General features: G+C 69.2%; 20 protein-coding genes and 1 pseudogene. 11 read left to right on the top strand and 10 right to left on the bottom strand.

Annotation, left to right across the window (positions count from 1 at the left end):
- Nucleotides 1-43 precede the first annotated feature (43 nt).
- Nucleotides 44-946 (bottom strand): helix-turn-helix domain-containing protein, encoded by a 903-nt coding sequence (locus tag ABT061_RS24200; RefSeq protein ID WP_350921736.1) that lies wholly within the window; start codon nucleotides 944-946, stop codon nucleotides 44-46.
- A 377-nt stretch (nucleotides 947-1,323) separates the two neighbouring features.
- On the opposite strand from ABT061_RS24200, the gene ABT061_RS24195 reads away from it, so the two are divergent.
- The 4 genes and pseudogenes from ABT061_RS24195 (at nucleotide 1,324) to ABT061_RS24180 (ending at nucleotide 3,194) form a co-directional block, all read left to right on the top strand.
- Nucleotides 1,324-1,755: a hypothetical protein gene (locus tag ABT061_RS24195; RefSeq protein ID WP_350921734.1), complete on the top strand. Its 432-nt coding sequence runs from the start codon at nucleotides 1,324-1,326 to the stop codon at nucleotides 1,753-1,755.
- Nucleotides 1,712-2,326: an ATP-binding protein gene (locus tag ABT061_RS24190; RefSeq protein WP_350921732.1), complete on the top strand. Its 615-nt coding sequence runs from the start codon at nucleotides 1,712-1,714 to the stop codon at nucleotides 2,324-2,326. The genes ABT061_RS24195 and ABT061_RS24190 overlap by 44 nt, the downstream gene beginning before the upstream one ends.
- A 168-nt stretch (nucleotides 2,327-2,494) precedes the next feature.
- A pseudogene (locus ABT061_RS24185) lies at nucleotides 2,495-2,599 on the top strand (IS5/IS1182 family transposase); the annotation flags it as partial.
- Between the two features lie 160 nt (nucleotides 2,600-2,759).
- Nucleotides 2,760-3,194, top strand: coding sequence for a YybH family protein (locus ABT061_RS24180; protein ID WP_350922027.1), 435 nt, complete (start codon nucleotides 2,760-2,762; stop codon nucleotides 3,192-3,194).
- A gap of 17 nt (nucleotides 3,195-3,211) precedes the next feature.
- Here ABT061_RS24180 and ABT061_RS24175 read toward each other — a convergent pair whose 3' ends face one another.
- Genes ABT061_RS24175 through ABT061_RS24165 form a run of 3 tightly spaced genes read right to left on the bottom strand, consistent with a single transcriptional unit; the run spans nucleotide 3,212 to nucleotide 5,050 of the window.
- Entirely contained in the window at nucleotides 3,212-3,661 is a 450-nt protein-coding gene (locus ABT061_RS24175; protein ID WP_350921729.1) for a YdeI/OmpD-associated family protein, read from the bottom strand.
- Between the two features lie 13 nt (nucleotides 3,662-3,674).
- On the bottom strand, nucleotides 3,675-4,223 hold the full coding sequence (locus ABT061_RS24170) for a dihydrofolate reductase family protein (protein WP_350921727.1): 549 nt from the start codon (nucleotides 4,221-4,223) through the stop codon (nucleotides 3,675-3,677).
- 50 nt (nucleotides 4,224-4,273) lie between these two features.
- The gene (locus ABT061_RS24165) at nucleotides 4,274-5,050 is read right to left on the bottom strand and encodes an alpha/beta fold hydrolase (protein WP_061259861.1); all 777 of its coding nucleotides are present in this window, start codon (nucleotides 5,048-5,050) and stop codon (nucleotides 4,274-4,276) included.
- 99 nt (nucleotides 5,051-5,149) lie between these two features.
- Between ABT061_RS24165 and ABT061_RS24160 the strand changes: the two genes are divergently transcribed.
- Complete coding sequence (locus ABT061_RS24160; RefSeq protein ID WP_350921724.1) at nucleotides 5,150-5,791, top strand: TetR/AcrR family transcriptional regulator; 642 nt, start codon at nucleotides 5,150-5,152, stop codon at nucleotides 5,789-5,791.
- Here the strand turns inward: ABT061_RS24160 and ABT061_RS24155 are convergent.
- Nucleotides 5,779-5,961 (bottom strand): hypothetical protein, encoded by a 183-nt coding sequence (locus tag ABT061_RS24155; RefSeq protein ID WP_350921722.1) that lies wholly within the window; start codon nucleotides 5,959-5,961, stop codon nucleotides 5,779-5,781. The genes ABT061_RS24160 and ABT061_RS24155 overlap by 13 nt on opposite strands.
- 423 nt (nucleotides 5,962-6,384) lie before the next feature.
- On the opposite strand from ABT061_RS24155, the gene ABT061_RS24150 reads away from it, so the two are divergent.
- On the top strand, nucleotides 6,385-6,567 hold the full coding sequence (locus ABT061_RS24150) for a hypothetical protein (RefSeq protein WP_350921720.1): 183 nt from the start codon (nucleotides 6,385-6,387) through the stop codon (nucleotides 6,565-6,567).
- A gap of 530 nt (nucleotides 6,568-7,097) precedes the next feature.
- Entirely contained in the window at nucleotides 7,098-8,009 is a 912-nt protein-coding gene (locus tag ABT061_RS24145) for an aldose 1-epimerase family protein (RefSeq protein ID WP_350921717.1), read from the top strand.
- Nucleotides 8,010-8,111: 102 nt separating this feature from the next.
- Here the strand turns inward: ABT061_RS24145 and rraA are convergent, their stop codons facing one another.
- Nucleotides 8,112-8,591, bottom strand: a complete 480-nt coding sequence (gene rraA, locus ABT061_RS24140; RefSeq protein WP_350921715.1) for a ribonuclease E activity regulator RraA — start codon at nucleotides 8,589-8,591, stop codon at nucleotides 8,112-8,114.
- 108 nt (nucleotides 8,592-8,699) lie between these two features.
- Here rraA and ABT061_RS24135 point away from each other — a divergent pair, with 108 nt between their 5' ends.
- Nucleotides 8,700-11,234, top strand: coding sequence for a penicillin acylase family protein (locus tag ABT061_RS24135; RefSeq protein ID WP_350922025.1), 2,535 nt, complete (start codon nucleotides 8,700-8,702; stop codon nucleotides 11,232-11,234).
- 57 nt (nucleotides 11,235-11,291) lie between these two features.
- On the opposite strand, the gene ABT061_RS24130 is transcribed toward ABT061_RS24135, so the two are convergent.
- From ABT061_RS24130 to mshB, 4 genes are all read right to left on the bottom strand, one after another.
- Nucleotides 11,292-12,488 carry an MBL fold metallo-hydrolase gene (locus ABT061_RS24130; protein ID WP_350921713.1) on the bottom strand — a complete coding sequence of 399 codons (1,197 nt, stop codon included), beginning with the start codon at nucleotides 12,486-12,488 and terminating at the stop codon, nucleotides 11,292-11,294.
- Nucleotides 12,489-12,556: 68 nt separating this feature from the next.
- The gene (locus ABT061_RS24125; RefSeq protein ID WP_350921711.1) at nucleotides 12,557-12,982 is read right to left on the bottom strand and encodes a hypothetical protein; all 426 of its coding nucleotides are present in this window, start codon (nucleotides 12,980-12,982) and stop codon (nucleotides 12,557-12,559) included.
- Nucleotides 12,983-13,064: 82 nt separating this feature from the next.
- Nucleotides 13,065-13,556, bottom strand: a complete 492-nt coding sequence (locus ABT061_RS24120; protein ID WP_350921709.1) for a DUF6113 family protein — start codon at nucleotides 13,554-13,556, stop codon at nucleotides 13,065-13,067.
- A 14-nt stretch (nucleotides 13,557-13,570) separates the two neighbouring features.
- The gene (mshB, locus tag ABT061_RS24115) at nucleotides 13,571-14,476 is read right to left on the bottom strand and encodes an N-acetyl-1-D-myo-inositol-2-amino-2-deoxy-alpha-D-glucopyranoside deacetylase (RefSeq protein WP_350921707.1); all 906 of its coding nucleotides are present in this window, start codon (nucleotides 14,474-14,476) and stop codon (nucleotides 13,571-13,573) included.
- 98 nt (nucleotides 14,477-14,574) lie between these two features.
- Here mshB and ABT061_RS24110 point away from each other — a divergent pair, with 98 nt between their 5' ends.
- The 3 genes from ABT061_RS24110 (at nucleotide 14,575) to ABT061_RS24100 (ending at nucleotide 19,229) form a co-directional block, all read left to right on the top strand.
- Nucleotides 14,575-16,635, top strand: coding sequence for a S9 family peptidase (locus tag ABT061_RS24110; protein WP_350921704.1), 2,061 nt, complete (start codon nucleotides 14,575-14,577; stop codon nucleotides 16,633-16,635).
- A 546-nt stretch (nucleotides 16,636-17,181) separates the two neighbouring features.
- Nucleotides 17,182-18,285 (top strand): FAD-dependent oxidoreductase, encoded by a 1,104-nt coding sequence (locus ABT061_RS24105; protein WP_350921702.1) that lies wholly within the window; start codon nucleotides 17,182-17,184, stop codon nucleotides 18,283-18,285.
- 122 nt (nucleotides 18,286-18,407) lie between these two features.
- A complete protein-coding gene (locus tag ABT061_RS24100) occupies nucleotides 18,408-19,229 on the top strand; it encodes a L,D-transpeptidase family protein (RefSeq protein WP_350921700.1) in 822 nt (273 codons plus the stop codon).
- Nucleotides 19,230-19,261 lie beyond the last annotated feature (32 nt).

Genomic DNA, 19,261 nt, shown 5'->3' with positions numbered 1-19,261 from the left:
CGACCGCTTCGGCGTAGCGGCCTAGCATCGCAAGGGTCTGGGCCTAGGCGCTGAGAGCGATCACGAGTGGCGCGCTGGGGTGGTCTCCGGCGAGGCGATGAGCGCGCTGAGCCACAAGAAGCACGTCAGCGAGGTCTTCGTCTGGATCTGCTCTTCGGTAGGCCGCTTCCCGGCCTATCAGCCACGCGGCCAGCAAAGTATCTCCGGATCGTTCGCTCAGCGTCCGCGTCTTCGCCCACCACCTGTGCGCCTCACGGCGGTTTCCCAGGTCGAACCACTTTCCGGCGATCAGGGCCGCATGACGTGCGGCTGCATGGGCGAGATCGCTCTGTACTGGCTCGGGTTGCGTCCGGCTCAGGTGAGGAGCCATGTTAGTGAAGTCGGCGGCGAGCGCGGCAAGGACCACAGCGGGCGGGTCAACATACGCCCGTTTGGCGTGAATGTCGGCGGCGTCTTCCCAGTCGTCGATCATCTCCTGTGACACGCTCGCACCGGAGATCCGAGGTTCGGACGCCTGCCAAGCGTCAGTCAACGTGGCCAGTACGGGCGCAACCGCGCCACCAACGGCGACGGCTGCGGCATCCCGCATGAGTCGTCTGCGCTCCATATCCTCACCCTCGTCCCGGGTTGAGGCTTTTGCCTCGACGGTACCCTTTCGCGCCTGATCGGCGTCAACCATGGCCGCGCGAAGTGCCTGCGCCATGAGTTCGCCCCCCGCGTCAAGTTCGGCGTCAAGGGCCGTGATCGCCTCGACGGGCGGGCGGTTCTTCCCCTGCTCCCACTTGCCGATCAGCGAGAAGTGCCACCGGACCCGCTCGGCGAGATCACGCAAGCTCAGCTCACGACGCTCCCGCCATGCTCGCAAAGTGCGGCCGAACTCCCGCCACTCCGTCGAGGCATTCGCTGTTAATTGTCCAGTCACGTCTGTCCTCGTGATCCGTCGCATGCGTCGCACGGGCATCGGTGCGACACGGTGTGCCTTGTCGCACACTCTCCGCGGCTTCAACTATGGGCACCAGTCAGCGTCACGTAAAGCGGAACCCCGCAGGCGGACCAGGCCATGCGGGGTTCCTTGATCGCAAAGGAGCTGCGATCCATGAGCGATGCTAGGGCCGCCGTGCCCGCGTCGGCCATCCCGAGATGGCGGTTGATCACCAGTGACCGGGGCCGTTTCCGGGCCATACGCCGAGAGCCGTTCCCTCAGGGCGCGTTACAGGCCGGGGCGGAGCCCAACTCGCGACCGGCCGCACCACCGTATGGGCGGGAGTCGCCGCCAGGGGTACGGCCCGGCAGGCGCGAGTCGTACCGGAAGGGGGTGACAGCATGAGCACCTCCTCCATCGAGACCGACAGCCTCCGGCACGAGCCCGTCGAAGACCCTCGGGCACTGCGCACGCTGACGCTCCGCTTCCCCGGCTGGTGCCCCTGGTACGGCAGGACCACCGGACACTGGTGGGCACTCTCCCCCGCGCGGTGTCGGCAGCACATCGGCCTCGTCGAGGCCGACACCCCCGCCGAACTGGCCGCCCGGATGCAGCACATCGAGGACTTCCACCCCCACCCCGAACAGCACGACCAACCACCGCACCCCCTGACCGGCACCGACCACCGGACGGCCGTCGCGGTGCCACACCCCGAAGACCTCGGCAGGGACACCGGGGTCGCCGTGAACGACCGGGACACCGAGATCACCGGCAAGGGAGGTGACCGGGATGGCCGCGCGACTGCTGTCCGCCTTCGTCGGCGTGCTCGCTGACCGCTTCCGGACCACAACCGGCGACACCAACGGACCGGCTACCGCGATGTGGTCGCCGTACCTGGGCCGGACACCCGGCTGGTCGACGACGCCGAACCACACCCCCGTCATCTCCCAGCGCTTCCCTGCCAGCCCCGACCAGGTCAGGCCCGCACGGAACTTCGTCGCCGAGATCCTCGGCGACGACCACCCGCTCCGCGACGACGCCATGCTCCTGACCAGCGAACTGGCCACCAACGCCGTCGAACACTCCACCAGGCCGACCGACACCAAACCGGCAGACACCGAACCCCCCGACGCCAGAGCTACCGACACCGAAACCCCAGGCGTCGGAACCGTGGACACCACACCGGGCGACCGGCCACGGGAGTTCGTCGTCACGGTGGCCTTCACCCCGTACGGCGTCATCGTCACCGTCCAGGACACCGGCTCCGCCCAGATCCCCCGCACCGGAAACCCCCGACCCAACGCCACCGGCGGCCGGGGACTCCTCCTCGTCAACGACCTCGCCACCCGCTGGGGCTTCCACCGCGACCCCACCGGAACCGTCATCTGGTTCGAACTCACCTGACAGCCCGGCGTGGCGGCACGAGCCTGAAGGAGCAGCACCGCCACGCCCTCAACCAACAGAGCCACCCGGTTCCCGCTGGGTGTGTCCAGTTAACGGCTCTGGCTCACTTTCGGTGGTAACAGTCCCTAAACCGCTGACAGCCTTGCTGTGGAGACCGTCATCAACGTCTTCCCACCAGATCACCCCCTGGGCTGCCATCGACGCCGGATCCCCGACCGCGTGGTGTTCGAGCACGTCATCGATGCCCTGGTCCATGGATCGGGATACGAACGGAGGCCTCGCCGGCGCCGAGCTCGACGCCAGAGCATGCCCGCTGACCTGCGGTAGCGCTTGTTGACACGTCAGAGGGTTTCCGTGCACGGGGTTCGAGGCAAGAGCGGGTGCCGAAATCTCGGGCGGCGAATCGCGGCAAAGGTATAGGAATTAGCGCGTGATGATGGCTGAGCACGCTCAATCCCTGTCCCCGGTCGACTCGCAGGTGCGGCGGAAGGCCCTGCGGCCGCAGGATCTCCAGCCGCTCTTCGTCGAGCGGGTCAACGCCCGCGATCTGGAGGGGCTCGAAGAGCTCTACGAGCCTGACGCGGCACTGCACTATCCGGTCGGGCACATCGCCCAGGGGATCGAGGAGATCCGGCTGGTGTTGAGGGATTTCCTGGCCGCCGAGCCCCTCATGACGGCCGAGCCCGTCAGCGCGGTCCTCGCCGGTGACCTGGCACTGACCTCGGGGGTGTGGACCATGGAGATCGCCGGGCCCGATGGTCGGCCTTTCCACGCGACGGGGCAGACGGCCGAGGTCGCGCGCCGCCAGGCCGATGGGACATGGCGGATGATCATCGATGATCCTGACTTCGTCAGGCCTCAGGACTGACATGGCGCCCTGCTCCGTCAGCGGGTACGCCCGTCCCGGAGCAGGGCGATCGTCTCGGTGAGACGTCGCTGCCTGGTCTCGGGCTTCTTGGCTCCCTCGACGGAGAGAACGAACCACTGCTTCTTGGTATAAGAGAGCGTGTCGAAGAACCTCTTGGCCTCGGCGTCGCGGTCGATGGCCTCGGCGAGATCGGCCGGCACGGTGACCTCGCGGGGTTCGGTGTCGAGTTCGAGGTTCACCACGACGTCGTCGCCTGCGGAGACCCCCGCGTGTGTGCGGTTCTCCGCACTGATCCCGACCATGTATCTGCCGCCCATGGACGCCACGGTCGAGCGGTAGCTGTGACCGTTGATCGTGACGCGGACGGGGGGCCGCTTGCCCGCTCCGAGGTCGGCGACGACCTCGTCGGGCACCTGGAACCCCGTGGCGGTTTTGCCGGCCAGCTCGAGTGTGACTCGGAATCTCATCACTGTCGCCTCTCTACGGGTGGAGCGCGGGCTGATAGGTCAGATGAACGACACCGGTGCTGAAGGTCGCGGAGTCGATCAGCCGCAACGGTGTCTGCCGGTCGTCGTCGAAAAGGCGCCGGCCGCGGCCCAGGACGATGGGGTGGACCAGCAACTGGAGTTCGTCCAGGATGCCCTCACGCAGCAGTGACCGGACCAGGGTGGGACTGCCGCTGATGGTGATGTTGTTTCCGGGTTCCTCCTTGAGCTTGGTGAGCTCGGCGGCTACGTCGCCGCCGAGCAAGGTGGTGTTGTGCCACCGCACCGTGTCCAAGGTCGTGGAGGCGACCAGTTTGGGCATCGTGTTGATCCGCTCTGCCAGCGGCACCTCGCTGCCGCGCTGCGGCCAGGAGGCGGCGAACACCTCGTAGGTGGTCCGCCCGAGCAGCAGGATGTCGGACTCGTGGAACTGTGCGGCTACCACCTCGCCCATCTGCTCGTTGTAATAGGGGAAGTGCCAGTCCTCAGGTGCTTCCATGACACCGTCCACGGACACGAACAGCTGCGCGACGATCTTCCTCATGACCTCTCCTCAGTGGGTGGTGTCTCTGGGGATGCCTGGGCGACGCGGTCTCAGGCGGCGAAGAACTCCGCCAGGACGGGGGCGATGGCCGCCGGGTCGACGTTGTGGGGCTGACCGTGCAGGGTGCGGCGCTGGGGGGTGGGCAGGGCCGCAGTGATCGCCTCGGCTGCGGTGCTGACCCAGGGGATCGTCCCGCCGTCGATCACGATCGTGGGAACGGTGATGGAGGCCAACTGGTCGGCGGGCAGGGAGAAGTCACCGGCGACCTCGGCGTCGTAGGCCAGGGCGGGCGCGGTGGAGCCCATCGCCTCCCAGAACGGGCCGGCCTTCATTCCGGCGACGAACTCGGCGGGCATGAGCACCGCCTCCAGGAAGAACAGTTCGAGCATGTCGCCGTGACGGCCCTGCTCGCGCAGCGCGAACTGCTGGTCGCGATAGTCGGCGGGGACGGCCGGGCGGGTGCCGGGGAGGATGTAGGGCACCTCCCACAGCGCCAGCCTGGTGATGGCCAGACCGCGAGCCGCGGCCTGGACGGCGAGGATCCCGCCGCCGGAGGTCCCGTACACCATCGCCGATCCGCCCGCTTCGGTGATCAGGGCCTGGATGTCCTCGAACTCGCGGTCCACTGAGTACGGCGCGGCGTCGCCGCTCTGGCCCCGGCCGCGCCGGTCGTAGTTGTACACGGTGTAGTCGCCCGCAAGCAGGTCGGCCACCGGCGCGTTCGCCGATCGGTCGGTGGGTCCGCCGCCGATCAGGATGACTGCCGGTCCCGAGCCGATCCGGTCGTACGCGATGGGGGTCCCGTCCGTGGAGATGACCTTGTTCATGGCGTTTCCTCTCGAGTTCGTTCGGTACTGGACCGTACAGTACTTGTTTGAGTACTGAGCCGTCTAGTACTAAACTGGAAATGAGGAGAGGAGCGGACGATGACAGACGTGGCACAGACGACGCCCCAGGTGGAGGGCCGTTCAGCCCGCAAACGCAGGGCGATCATGGAGGCGGCCACCGGGCTGTTCCTGCGTAACGGCTATCAGGGCACCAGCATGGACGAGGTCGCCGCCCTCGCCGCGGTGTCCAAGCAGACCGTCTACAAGAACTTCACCGACAAGGAACAGTTGTTCCGCGACATCATCCTCGGCGCTACCGACCGAGTCGGCGATTTCACCGAGGTCGTCGCCCAGCTCGTCGGCACCGAGGACCTGGAGGAGGACCTGGGTGAGCTCGCCCGCCGATACATCACCGTGGTCATCCAGCCGCGAACGCTGCAGCTGCGCAGGCTTCTCATCGCCGAGGCGGGCCGCTTCCCGGCGGTGGCACGTGACTATTACCAGCGGGCGCCGGGACGCACGATCGACGCGTTCACCGACTGCTTCCAGAAGCTGGCAGACCGGGGGCTGCTGCGGATCGACGATCCGTCCCTGGCCGCCAGCCACTTCGCCTGGATGATCTTGTCCCAGCCGATGGACAAGGCCATGTTCTTCGGGGACGAGCAGCAGTACACCCCCGCGGAACTCCAGCACTTCGCGGACGAAGGGGTCCGCGTGTTCCTCGCCGCCTACCGGACCTGAGCGAGACGGCCCGCCGGACCTCCGGCGGTGATGGCCGCCTCGGCGCCGTCGCAGAGCTCGGCGACGGCCTGGGCGCGATCGGCGATGAAGGTGATCTGCTGCTTGTGCAGCAGCGACAGTGCCCGCGAGGCGGCCATGCGGATCTCGGCCATGGCGTTGAAGACGTCCATGGACGCATCGGCCTCGGTGCCGTCACGGGTTGATCGGGCCTGCGCGGCGAACGCCTCCCGCTCGCGGCGCTGGGCGTTGTCGTATTCGCTCTGCCGCTGGCTGGTGACCTCGGCGGCCGCGGCGCGGTCGGCCGCGCCGGCGGCGTCTCGGTGCGGCGTTCGGCCTGCTGGGCCCGCTGCTTGTCGAACGCGGCGGCTGGCTCGGAGCGGGTCACGGCGTCGTCGGCGACCAGCACCCTGACGAGCTCGTCGCGGTTGGGGCTGTTGTGCACCTCGATGATGCCGTCCGTCTCACGCGCTACCGGGTCCATGACCGCGGCCGGCGGGGTGCGGACGGGCTTGGGGCGCAGTGGCAGGCCGTCGTCCGCCGCGGTGGCTTCGGCTTCGGCGAGCGCCCTGTAGAACGAGGCGACCGAGGGTGACTTGCCCGCGTTCTTCCCGGTCTTGATGGTGAGCTTCTTCGCGATCTCGGGGACGGGGACGCCTTTGTCCTTCAGCGCGACGGCGAAGGTGAGCATGTCGTCGTCGATGACCTTCGGCCGTCCGCCGTGGTTGCCCTTGGAGGCGGCGATGACCTGGCCCTCCAGGGTCTTCTCCCGGATGTAGTTGCGCTCGATCTGCCCGGCGACCGCGAGGACGGCGAAGAACATGGCGCCCATGCCGTTAGGGTCGTAGATCCCGGCGAGGGGGCCGGTGAGGAGTTCGAGCTGGATGCCGCCGGCTTGGAGCTCGGCGGACAGCGTCATCAACTCGGCGGGTTAATTATCTGCAAGCGCTTAGCCCCATAACCCGAGAAAGGCCCCAGTCTCCTGCAGTGCCCCGGCGTTCCCGAGTCGGCGTGAGCGCCGGAGTACTGGCCCACAGTTCGGTAGATCGCCCAACTGGCCTGTCTGCGGTGAGTTGTACCTTTCTGGGCGCGGACTTCCTGCCACACTTTCAGTGCGTGTGCCACTCGACAACGAGATTCCACTCAAATCAGGCATGCCCGTAATGCTCTGCCAACGCCACCCTTGGGCGGGCGAGGGCTGAAGACTGAAGCGGGACATGTCACAACCTACCGAAAGGCATCGGCAGAACATGGTCAGCGAAAAGAGCCTCCTCGCCCTGAGGGACGGGGCATCCGCCCCAGATGTCTGGTGACAGACATCGCGCCCACCGGGACTCAGTACACCATCGCGGCCGACGGTTTCCAGGCGGTCATCACCGAGGTCGGGGCCGGCCTGCGGAGCCTCACCCTGGACGGCCGGCCGCTCGTCGTCGACTTCCCCGAGGACCTGTCCCCGATCGGCGGCGCGGGGTTGCCGCTGCTCCCCTGGCCGAACAGGATCGAGGACGGCCGCTACACGTTCGACGGCGAGGAGCGGCGGCTCGCGCTGAGCGAGCCGCAGACCGGCAACGCGATCCACGGCTTCTCCCGGTCGTTCCCCTGGCGTGTCCTCTCCCACGACGACGCCTCGATCCGGCTGGGGCTGCGGCTCTTCCCCCAACTCGGCTATCCGCACATCCTGGATCTGTCCATCCGGTACGCGCTGGGCGCGTCCGGCCTGGAGGTCGAGGTGGCCGCGGAGAACGTCGGCACCACCGACGCGCCGTACGGCTTCGGGGCCCATCCCTACCTGACACTCGGCACCCTCGACGACGCGCTTCTGGAACTTCCCGCGAGCCAGTGGCTCGCGGTGGACGACCGGAAGATCCCCACCGACCGCCAGGACGTCAAGGAGACCGAGTACGACTTCAGGACCGCCCGCCCGATCGGCCGGACGGTGCTCGACACCGCGTTCACCGGCCTGGAGCGCGGCGCCGACGGGCTGGTACGGGTGCGGCTGAGCGACGCGGACGGGACCCGCGGGGTCCAGCTGTGGGCGGGTGAGGGGATCGAGTGGCTCCAGCTCTACACCGGTGACACCCTCCCCGAGGAGCACCGCCGCCAGGGGCTGGCGGTGGAGCCGATGAGCTGCCCGCCGAACGCCTTCCGCACCGGTGAGGACGTCATCCGGCTCGCTCCCGGAGACCGCGCCGTCCACCACTGGGGAATCGGCCCGATCTGACCTGCCGCCAGGACCGGGACCGCCTCCTCCCCCGGTCGCTCCCGGTCCCGGCCGCGGGGCGGCACTCCGGGCCGGGACTCCTCAGCGACCGGGAACGGCACGTCAGGAGAGCTCGACGGGGCTGACGAGGATGCCGTCCTCGTCGCTGTAGAGCCAGGCGCCGGGGGTGAAGACGACCTCGCCGAAGGTGACGGGGACGTCGAGCTCGCCGGTGCCCTCCTTGGCGCTCTTGGCCGGGTTCGATCCGAGGGCCTTGATGCCCAGGTCCAGGCCGGCGAGGGCGGCGGTGTCGCGGACGGCGCCGTTGATGACCACGCCTGACCAGCCGGAGGAGACGGCCGAGGCGGCGATGAGGTCGCCCATCAGCGCGGTGCGCAGCGAGCCCGCACCGTCCACCACCAGCACGCGGCCCGCACCGGGGGTGGCCAGCACCCGCTTGACGAGGGCGTTGTCCTCCAGACAGCGGACCGTCGCGATCAGGCCCGCGAATCGGGGGCGCAGGCCGTAGGAGCGGAACTGGGTCAGGCAGCTCGCGACCGCGGCGCCGTGGGCGTCGACCAGATCGGCCGTGGAAAGTGTCATACCCGCATCTTCGCTAATGATCACAATGCCGGGACCTCTGGGGTGGTGCCACACTTGCTGGAGCATGTCGCCTAGGAGGTTTTTGTGAGGTTCCGCCCGTACGCCTGGATGCCCCGTCCGTTCAAGTGGCTGGCACGCGTACTTTCCGTCCTCGTGGTGCTCGGTCTGTTGTTCGCCGGGGCCGGCGTGTGGAGTGTACGGGCGTCCTTCCCTCAACTCGAAGGCGAGCTCAAGGTACGTGGCCTCACCGGGAAAGTCACCGTATATCGCGATAAAACGGGTATCCCGCATATCTACGCGGACTCCCCCGACGACCTGTTCCTCGCCCAGGGCTACGTGCACGCGCAGGACCGCTTCTTCGAGATGGACTTCCGCCGCCACGTGACCGCCGGCCGGCTGTCGGAGATGTTCGGCTCGGCGACGCTGACCGAGGACAAGGTCATCCGGACCATGGGCTGGCGAAAGGTGGCGGAGAAGGAGCTGCCCCTGCTCGGCGAGCAGACCCGGCGCTACCTGGACGTCTACGCCGACGGGGTGAACGCCTGGATGGAGCAGAACGACGGCTTCGCCGCCCGGAGCCTGGAGTACGTGCTGCTGCGGGCGACCAGCCCCGGCTACAGCCCCGAGCCGTGGACCCCGGTCGACTCGCTGGCCTGGCTCAAGGCCATGGCCTGGGACCTGCGCTCCAACCTGACCGACGAGATCGGCCGGGCCCTCGCGGCGAGCAAGCTGCCCCGCGGGCGGGTGGAGCAGCTCTGGCCCTCCTACCCCTACGACACCCACCAGCCGATCGTCACCCAGGGCTCGGTCGGCGAACGCGGGTTCGACCAGGACGAGGAGCCGAAGAAGAGCGTCACGGAGCCGCCGGGGACACCGGCCACCGGGGCGCTGATCCGGGCGGCGGCGGCCATCCGCGCGGTGCCGAGCCTGATGGGCGACCCGGCGGGCGGCAGCGGCATCGGCTCGAACTCGTGGGTGGTCGGCGGCAAGCACACCAAGTCGGGCAAACCTCTGCTCTCCAACGACCCCCACCTGTCCGCGGGCATGCCCTCGGTCTGGTACCAGACCGGGCTGCACTGCCGCGCCAAGGGTCCCGAGTGCCCGTTCGACCTCACCGGGTTCAGCTTCTCCGGCGTGCCCGGCGTGATCATCGGCCACAACGACAGGATCTCCTGGGGCTTCACCAACCTCGGCCCGGACGTCGCCGACCTCTACCTGGAGCGGATCAAGGATGATTCGTACCTGTTCATGGGCGACTGGAAGCCGCTGACCACCAGGACTGAGACGATCAAGGTGGCCGGAGGCACCGACGTACAGCTCAAGGTGCGCGACACCATGCACGGGCCGATCATCTCCGACGTCCTGCAGAGCACGAAGGACACGCTGCCCGGCATGGACGCGGCCTTCGACGAGAAGGCCGACGCGGTCGCGCTCAAGTGGACGGCCCTGGAGCCGGGCAGGACCGCTGACGCGATCTTCGAGCTGAACACCGCGCAGGACTGGCAGCAGTTCCGGGCGGCGGCGAGCAAGTTCGAGGTGCCCGCACAGAACCTGATCTACGCCGACACCGCGGGCAACATCGGGTACCAGGCCCCCGGGCGGATCCCGGTGCGGAGCCGCGGCGACGGCACCTGGCCGGTGCCGGGCTGGACCGGCGAGTACGCCTGGCAGTCGACGATCCCCTTCAACGAGCTGCCCAGCGTCTACAACCCGCCGGAGGGCTACATCGTGACCGCCAACAACGCGGTCATCGACCCCACCCGCTACCCGTACAACCTCACCAAGGACTGGGCGTACGGATACCGCTCCCAGCGCATCCTGGACCGCCTCCGCGACGCGGTGAAGGGCGACAAGGTGGACGTGGCGGCGATGAGCGCGCTGCAACAGGACACCGACAACGGCTTCGCCGACCTCCTGGTGCCCAGGCTGCTGGACGTCAAGATCGCCGGGCCCACCGAGGACGCTCGCGAGCTGCTGCGGAAGTGGGACCGCTCGCAGGGTGCGGACTCGGCCCCCGCGATGTACTTCAACGCCGTCTGGCGGCACCTGCTCATCGAGACCTTCAACGACGACCTGCCCGAGGGAGCCTGGCCCGGCGGCGGCGACCGCTGGTTCGAGGTCGTCCGGGTCATGCTCGACAAGCCGAACGACGCGTTCTGGGACGACAGCGGCACCCCGCGTACCGAGACCCGGGACGACATGCTGCGACGGGCGATGGCCCTGGCCTACGACGAGCTGAACGCCCGGCTCGGCCCGGACGTCAAGGACTGGCGCTGGGGAGACCTGCACTCGCTGAAGCTCGTCCACCAGACCTTCGGAACCTCGGGGATCGGCCCGATCGAGTGGCTGTTCAACCGGGGCCCGTTCCCGGTGGCCGGCAGCGACGACGCGGTCAACGCCGCCGGCTGGGACGTCCAGTCCGACTACACGGTGGGCTGGCTGCCGTCCATGCGGATGGTGGTCGACCTGGGGAACCTGGACGAATCCCAGTGGATCAACCTGACCGGTGCCTCCGGCCACGCGTTCCACGACAACTACTGGGACCAGGCGCCGCTCTGGGCGAGCGGGAAGACCATCCCCATGCTCGCCCGCGAGGAGTCCGTCAAGAAGGCGGCCACCAACGTCCTGACGCTCAGCCCCTGATGATCCGAGGCGGGCGCCGGGAGGCGCCCGCCCACCGGGACGCCGAGTCGCAGGTGGTCAGGTGGTCAGCACGCGGGACTCGCCGACGGCGAGGTCCCACAGGTCGGCGCGGTCCCGCCCGGCCTCCGCCCAGGCCGCTCTGGCCTCCTCCACCGGCGCGAGGAGCGGCTCTCCCGACAGTACGAACGTGCCCCAGTGCATGGTCGCCATCCGGCGCGCCCCGACGTCCTGGCAGGCCCGTACGGCCTGCGCGGGGTCGACGTGCACGGCCTGCATGAACCAGCGGGGCTCGAACGCGCCCACCGGCATCAGGGCCAGGTCGATGCCGCCCGGGTAGCGCGCCCCGATCTGGGCGAAGCGCTCGCCGTAACCGGTGTCCCCGGCGAAGTAGATCGTCTGGTCGTCGGAGGCGATCACCCAGCCGCCCCAGAGGGTCCTGCAGGTGTCCCAGACCGTGCGGCGGCTCCAGTGGTGGGCGGGTACGAAGTCGAAGCGGACACCGCCCACCCAGCCGCTCTCCCACCAGTCGAGCTCGATGACGTGGCGGAACCCGCGTCTGGTGAACCAGGACCTGAGCCCGGCCGGGACGAGGACCGGCGTGCTCCGCGGCAGCCGCCGCACGGTCGGCGCGTCCAGGTGGTCGTAGTGGTTGTGGCTGATCACCACGGCGTCGATCCGGGGCAGGTCCGCCCACGCGACGCCGGGCGGGGTCAGGCGGGGCCGGGTGCCGGGGATCTTCCTGGCCCAGACCGGGTCGGTGAGGATGGTCAGCCCGCCGATCTGCACCACGTACGTCGCGTGGCCCACCCAGGTGAGGACCGCGTCGGTCCCCGTCGGGCGGGGAAGGCCGTCCCGGTGGACCGGGATGCGGTCCGCGTCCCCGACCCCTGGGCGGAGCCTGCCGTGCCACATGATCGCCAGCAGTTCCTGGAAGGTCGGGACCGGCGAGGTCAGCCGGTCCCTGAAGCCGCCCGGCCACGACCGCCGGGGCGCGGGTGCCGGGCGGCCCGGCGGGCGCGCCGGTCGTGGCTCCGGTCGTACGGGCGGCTCCGGCCGGGTGGGGGCTTCCGGGAGCGTGGCGGAGCCGGCCGCCGCCTCGGCCACGGCCATTCGTTTGGGGGCCCGGCCCAGCTGTCTCAGCGCGCGCGCCGGCCGCGTGGCGAACCGGGCCGACCACCCGGAACGGCGGGGCGGCTCTTCGACAGGGCCTGTGAGTTCTGTGGCGGCGGCTTCGGGGTGGGACGTCTGCGACATGGGCGGTCCCCTTCTGTCATCGTCAGCTCACCCCCTGTTGATCCCCCCACAGAGAGATCCATTCCCTTTTAAGAGGATTTAGTACGAAACCACCACGGGGATCTGCGGGCGTAGTTGCCGTCCTCCAGGTTCGCCAGCCGCTCGAAGAGGTTCCACGAGGCGTGGTCGCCGCAGATCAGCATGGAGACCGCCACCGCCACGACGTAGAGCGGGAGCATCGGCAGGCCCACGCAGAACATGTACTGGGAGGCGTGCCGGTCCTCGTGCCTGAGCAGGGCTCCGGTGAGGAAGCCCTCCTCGTGCTTGGTCAGCACCACGTTGCCCACGGTGAACGCCGAGGCGATCGGGAACCGGAAGCGGTAGCCGTACGCCAGGATCAGCCCGTCGGGCCCGGCGGCCACCCTGGCCCGCCCGAGGCGCGCCAGTAGCAGCCCCAGGGGCGTGGACAGGTTGATGTGGTTAACAGTCCGCCGTACCCGATGTAACCGCCGCATACCGGGATTGTGCGCCATCCGGACGGCTCGCGGTAGCGGCCTCCACCACGCGGAATCCGGGCAGAACCCGGCCGGGCGAGCCTCAGCTGCCGGGCGGGACCTGAGGGCCCGGCGGGGGCTGCGGGCCCGGCGGGGCGGGTGAGGGCTGCGGGCGAGGACCGTACCCGTGCTGGGTGAGCAGCCACGAGCCGCCCTCCGCGGCCGGTGGCGCGAGCATGACCCCCACCGCGATCGCCGCGAGGCCCCCGTAGAGGTAGACGTAGCCGGACAGGTCGTTGGCGATGACCAGGTCGCCCTCCGGCCGTCCGGTGATCCAGATCATGGTGATCAGCGCCCAGCCCATCGCGAACGACAGGGCCGCCGCCTTGCCACGGGTCATCCGGCCCGCTCCGTAGGTGATCGCGAACAGCAGGGCGACGCAGACGAGGGCGGAGACCGGGACGGGCCTGATGTACCAGGAGTGCTCGAACCCGCCGAGGACGCCCATCAGCAGCCCGAGCATGACGAGCACCGCGTTGACCGCCACGGTGACAACCGTCTCCGAGGGTTCGCGTGTCGCGGGGACCTGCTCCATCACAAACATCGAGGCTAACCGATCCCGGCGAAGAGGTCGTCCTCGCGGCCATAAGGCTCGCCGAGACCTCCCACCTCGATCGGCGCTCCCGGCCCCGCGGGACCCCGCGTGCCGGAGCGGAGAATGAAGTGCTCGATCCCGAGCAACTCCTGGCCGACGTCGTTGGACAGGGCGAACCAGGGCGGGCTCACGCTGATCTGGGTGGCGTGCGCCCGCATCGCGTCGATCTTCCGTTCGAGGTGGGCGCGGGCGTCGATCTCGGTGGTGACGTCATCGTCCGCGCAGCCGAACGGCAGGTCGGCGACCGGCTCGACCAGGAAGGGGACGCCGTTCTCGCGCATCGCCTCCTCGCCCCTGATCATCACCGACCTGGGCATGGCGGTGTGGTAGAACTTCGAGACGCGCCACGGGTCGCCCTCGCCGAACGCCGGGTCCGCCGCCAGCTCGAAGGCCCGCCAGGTGACCCGGTGGGCCTGGATGTGGTCGGGATGGCCGTAGAAGCCGTTCTCGTCGTAGGTGACGAGCACCTGGGGCCGCACCTCGCGGATGATCCTGACGAGCTCGCCCGCCGCCTCGTCCGGATCGGCCTGCCAGAAGGCGTTCGCGGCGTGGTTGGAGACGACGCCCATCATGCCGGAGTCGCGCCAGCGGCCCCGGCCGCCCAGGAACCGGTGGTCGGTGACGCCGAGCGCGGCGCAGGCCGCGGCGAGCTCGGAGACGCGGTGCTCTCCCAGGGCGTCGTCGCGATCGGCGGTCAGGTGGGCCAGTTCAGGCGGGATGACCTCGCCCTCCTCCCCCAGGGTGCAGGTCACCAGCGTGACGTGCGCGCCCTGGGCCGCGTACCTGGCCATGGTGGCCCCGCTGCCGATCGTCTCGTCGTCCGGATGGGCATGCACGAGCATCAGGCGCCGGTCAGTCATAGGTTCGAGGGTATCGATGCCAGGGATCGCCCAGAACCTCCGAATTCACCACTTCTGGAAAACAGGACAGCCGATGCGGAACTGGCAAGATGGCTCGTATGAGTGAGAGCTTTCCTCGCCTGCACGCCAGAACCCGCCGATTCACCCTCGGAGTGCCCCGCGGTTTCACGATCGCTCCGGGCGGTGATCGCGTCGTCTTCCTACGGACCAGAGGCGGCTCCGACCCGGTGACCTGCCTGTGGGAGTACGACGTCCTCAGCGGCGCGGAACGGCTCGTCGTCGACCCGCGCGCGCTGGCCGCGGACGACGAGAACCTGCCCCCCGAGGAGCGGGCGCGCCGTGAGCGGAGCAGGGAGCAGGCCGGCGGCATCGTCGGATACAGCACCGACGCCACGGTGACCACCGCCGCGTTCGCGCTCTCCGGTGGCCTCTACGTCGTCGACCTGAAGACCGGGTACATAAGGAACCTGAAGACCCCCGGACCGGTGATCGACCCTCGGATGTCCCCCACCGGAGAACACGTCGGCTACGTGACCGGCGGCGCCTTCCACATCCAGGACCTGGCGGACGAGGTCGACCACGCGCTGGCCCGCCCCGAGGCCCCGGAGGTGACCTACGGCCTGGCCGAGTTCATCGCCTCCGAGGAGATGGACCGCATGCGGGGCTACTGGTGGTCCCCGTCGGGGGACGCGATCCTGGTCGAGCGGGCCGACGAGTCGCCGGTCCAGCGGTGGCACATCTCCGACCCGGCCAACCCGGCCCGGCCCGCCGCCGAGCAGCGCTATCCCTCCGCGGGAACCGCCAACGCCGGGGTCGAACTCTTCGTGCTGACCCTCACCGGGGCCCGCGTCCCCGTGCCCTTCGACGACGAGTACCTGGTCAACGCCGCCTGGGACGCCCACGGCCTGTCGCTCGTCACCATGACGCGCGACCAGCGGACCATGCGGCTGCTCGCCGTCGACCCGGCCACCGGCACCTCCACCCTGGTGCGCGAGGACACCGACCCCGCCTGGGTCGACGTCGTCACCGGCGTGCCCGGTCACCTGGCCGACGGCAGCCTGGTCTGGGCCGCCACCTCCGAGGGCGGCCACCGCCTGATCGTCGGCGACGACCCCGTCACGCCGCCCACCCTCCAGGTCCGCGAGATCCTCGACATCGACGGCGAGACCGTGCTCTTCCGGGCGAGCGGGGAACCCACCGAGATCGCGGTATGGGCGTACCGAAGGGGTCAGATCACACTCGTCAGCCCGACCGAGGGCGGCGTCTACAGCGGCCACACCGCGGGCGGCACCCTCGTGATCACCGGTCAGACCCTCGAAAGCGAGGGCTCCGTCACCCGCGTCCTGCACAACGGCACGCCCCGCGGCCACATCACCTCGTACGCCGAGCGCCCCGGCCTGGACCTGCGGGTCTCCCTGATCAGGGCGGGCGAGCGCGACCTGGCCACCGCGGTGCTGCTGCCCTCCGATCACGTGCCGGGCTCTGCGAGACTGCCGGTCCTCATGGACCCGTACGGCGGACCGCACGCCCAGCGCGTCCTGGCCGCGGCCGGGGCGCACCTGACCAGCCAGTGGTTCGCCGACCAGGGTTTCGCGGTGGTCGTGGCCGACGGCCGCGGCACCCCGGGGCGGGGCCCCGAGTTCGAGCGGGCCGTCCTGCACGACCTGGCCACCCCGGTCCTGGAGGACCAGATCGACGCCCTGCACGGCGCCGCCGCGCGGTTCCCCGACGACCTGGACCTGACGCGGGTCGGCATCCGTGGCTGGTCCTTCGGCGGCTACCTGGCCGCCCTGGCCGTGCTCCGCCGCCCCGACGTGTTCCACGCGGCTGTCGCGGGAGCCCCGGTGACCGACTGGCGCCTGTACGACACCTGCTACACCGAGCGCTACCTCGGCCGGCCCGACGAGGGGCACTACGACTCCTCGTCCCTGTTCGCCGACGCCGAGAAGCTGGACCGCCCCCTCCTGCTGATCCACGGCCTGGCCGACGACAACGTGGTCGCCGCCCACACCCTCCGCCTCTCCTCGGCTCTGCTGGCCGCCGGTCGCCCGCACAACGTGCTGCCGCTGTCCGGGGTCACCCACATGACCCCGCAGGAGGTCGTGGCGGAGAACCTGCTCCTGCTCCAGGTCGACTTCCTCAAGAAGGCCCTGGTCTGAGCCGGGGCCATTCCCGTCAGAGGGTATGACGCCGTGCCGGTGCGGCACAGAACCGCTCACCGGCACGGCGTCCACCATCGGGCGCGCGGCTGAATTCCTCCGGTCGCCACGTTCTGGAACAAGTACGACTCGACCGGCCAGCTACCCCCAACAGTCCCACCGAGGATATATAGGCGAGTCCCCAGGGCAACGTAGGCAATCCAGCCCGCCATGCCCCCGATCGGCCCACCGTGCCCGCCGGGAAACGGCCAAGAATACGCCGTCATTCTCCCGAGCCGATCCATGGATTGGCGATGAAAATCCGGCACGCCGCCAAACGCTCGTCATCGCGGGATTTGGGACGCGTATGGCTTTTCCCCGTTCGGTACTTTTTTCCCATTCGCCGGCGGCCACCCGTCCCCCATCCCGGATTCGCCGCCATTCCGGGGTTCACCGGTGCCTCGATTTACCCTGGAGAAGTTTCAGCGCTCGTCGTGACGGCCTTCCTCGGTCGGCCACGCCGAAAATTGATCGAGCTGGACGGATCCAGAAAGAAGGCGTTCCCAGGTGCGCGCGAATTCAGAGAAGGTACTTGTCGTCGGAGCCGGTGTGAGCGGGTTGACGACCGCGCTGTGTCTGGCCAGGGAGGGATTCCGGGTCACCGTCATCGCGGACAGGTTCGCACCCGACATCGTCTCGGTCGTCGCGGGCGCGCTGTGGGAGTGGCCGCCCGCGGTCTGCGGTTACCACCACGACCAGGTCTCGCTCGCCCGCTCCAAGAGCTGGTGCGTCACCTCGTACCGGATATTCGAGGAGCTGGCCCGGTCCGGAGTTCCCGGGGTGGCCATGCGGAGGTCCAACTTCTATTTCAAGCACCCCGTCGAGGAGAATCCCCACGATCTCCACAAGATGCGGGAGCTCGCGGGGAAGGTGCGCGGCTTCGTCCGCGACCGATCGCTCGCCGAGCGGAACGGCATCAGCCCCGGCTACGGCGTGGTCGACGCCTACTCCCACCTGGCGCCCATGATCGACACAGACCGGTACATGCTGTGGCTGATGCGGCAGGTCAAAACGCACGGGGTGCGGGTCAGACGGCATCGGATCGAGGGGACGCTGACCGAGAGGAAGGCCGAGCTCCTCGACCGGTTCGACGCCGAGGTGATCGTCTGCTGCGCGGGGCTCGGCACCGCCGAGCTCCGCGGTGTCAGCATGTATCCACTCCGCGGTGCGCTGGTGCGGGTCCGCAACGACGGGATCGACGAGGCCCACTGCGTCTCCCACGACGAGGCGAACAACGGCGAGCAGGACATCGTCTTCATCGTGCCGCGCAGTCCGCGGATCCTTGTTCTCGGCGGGCTGGCGGAGAAGGACGAGTGGGACACCGGAATCAACCTGGAGAACCACGCTCCGGTGCGGGACATGTACGAGCGCTGCCTGGCCTTCATGCCCGCGCTGCGCGGTTTCGAGCTGGATCCCGATGAGCCGGTACGGGCCGGACTGCGGCCGTTCCGGAAGGAAAACGTCTGCCTCGAATGGGACGAGGAAGGGCGGATCATCTACAACTTCGCACACGGCGGGGCCGGATTCAGCTTTTCCTGGGGCTGCGCCCAGGAGGCCGTCGGCCTGGTGCGCGCGGCCGTGGAGGACCGCACGTACTCCTACTCCTGCTGAGCATTCTCTTTTCTTCCCGGAGTCGACGCGAGACGGCATGAACACGGTGAGGTGGCCCGGTGCCTCCATCACCGCATATCACCCTGCCCGGTCGCGACGACAGACCAAAAAGGCTCACTGAAATGCAGAGAATCGTCAAGTGCCTTCTGCTCGCGAACACGGCCCTCGCGCTCACCTCGTGCCTGCCGTTCGGCATCGCGAACACCGGCGTCGCGTCACCGAGACGCTCCGAACCCGCCGTCGCCGATGACCACCCGCCCCGTTCCGAGCACACCTCACTGTCGCGTTTTCCCGTCCTTCGCCCCGGTGACCGGGGACCCCAGGTCCAGGAGGTCAAAAAACGTCTCGACCGGCTGGGGTTCAACCCGGGATCTCCCGGCCAGGAGTACAGCCCCGCGCTACGCGCGGCCGTATGGGCCTTCCAGAAGGCCAACGGACTGCCCGCCGTCGACGAGATCGACCCGCCGACCTGGAAGGCCCTCTCCCACCCCGCGCGTCTCAGACCGCTGGTGCCCTGGGGAGAGCCCACCAGGGTGGAGATCGACCTGCGTCGCCAGTTGCTCACCGCCTGGCGGGACGGCAAGCCGGCCCTGGTCACCCATATCTCGACCGGTAACGACAAGCACTACTGCAAGAACGGCCACTGCGGGGTCGCCGTCACGCCCGTCGGAGACTTCCGCTCCTGGTGGCGGACCACCGGATGGACCCACGGGCCACTGGGCGACCAGTTCTACACCATCTACTTCAACGGGGCCATCGGCTTCCACGGCTCGGAGAGGGTCCCGCTGCACCCCGCGTCCCACGGCTGCATCCGGGTCCCGCTGCACAACGCCAAGCCCCTGTTCGACATGATCCCGACCGGAACGCCGGTCCACGTCCGCCGCCCGGCCCCTCCTGAGCCTCCGAAACAGGACGCGGCCCGGCCGAAGGCCCTCCGAGACTGACCCCCGCGGCGCGGCCGGGGCGGCCCTCGGCA

Source organism: Streptosporangium sp. NPDC002544 (assembly GCF_040295965.1).
GTDB lineage: Bacteria > Actinomycetota > Actinomycetes > Streptosporangiales > Streptosporangiaceae > Streptosporangium.
The sequence above is the reverse complement of the archived record's forward strand: the minus strand, read 5'-3'. Positions and strand labels throughout refer to the sequence as shown.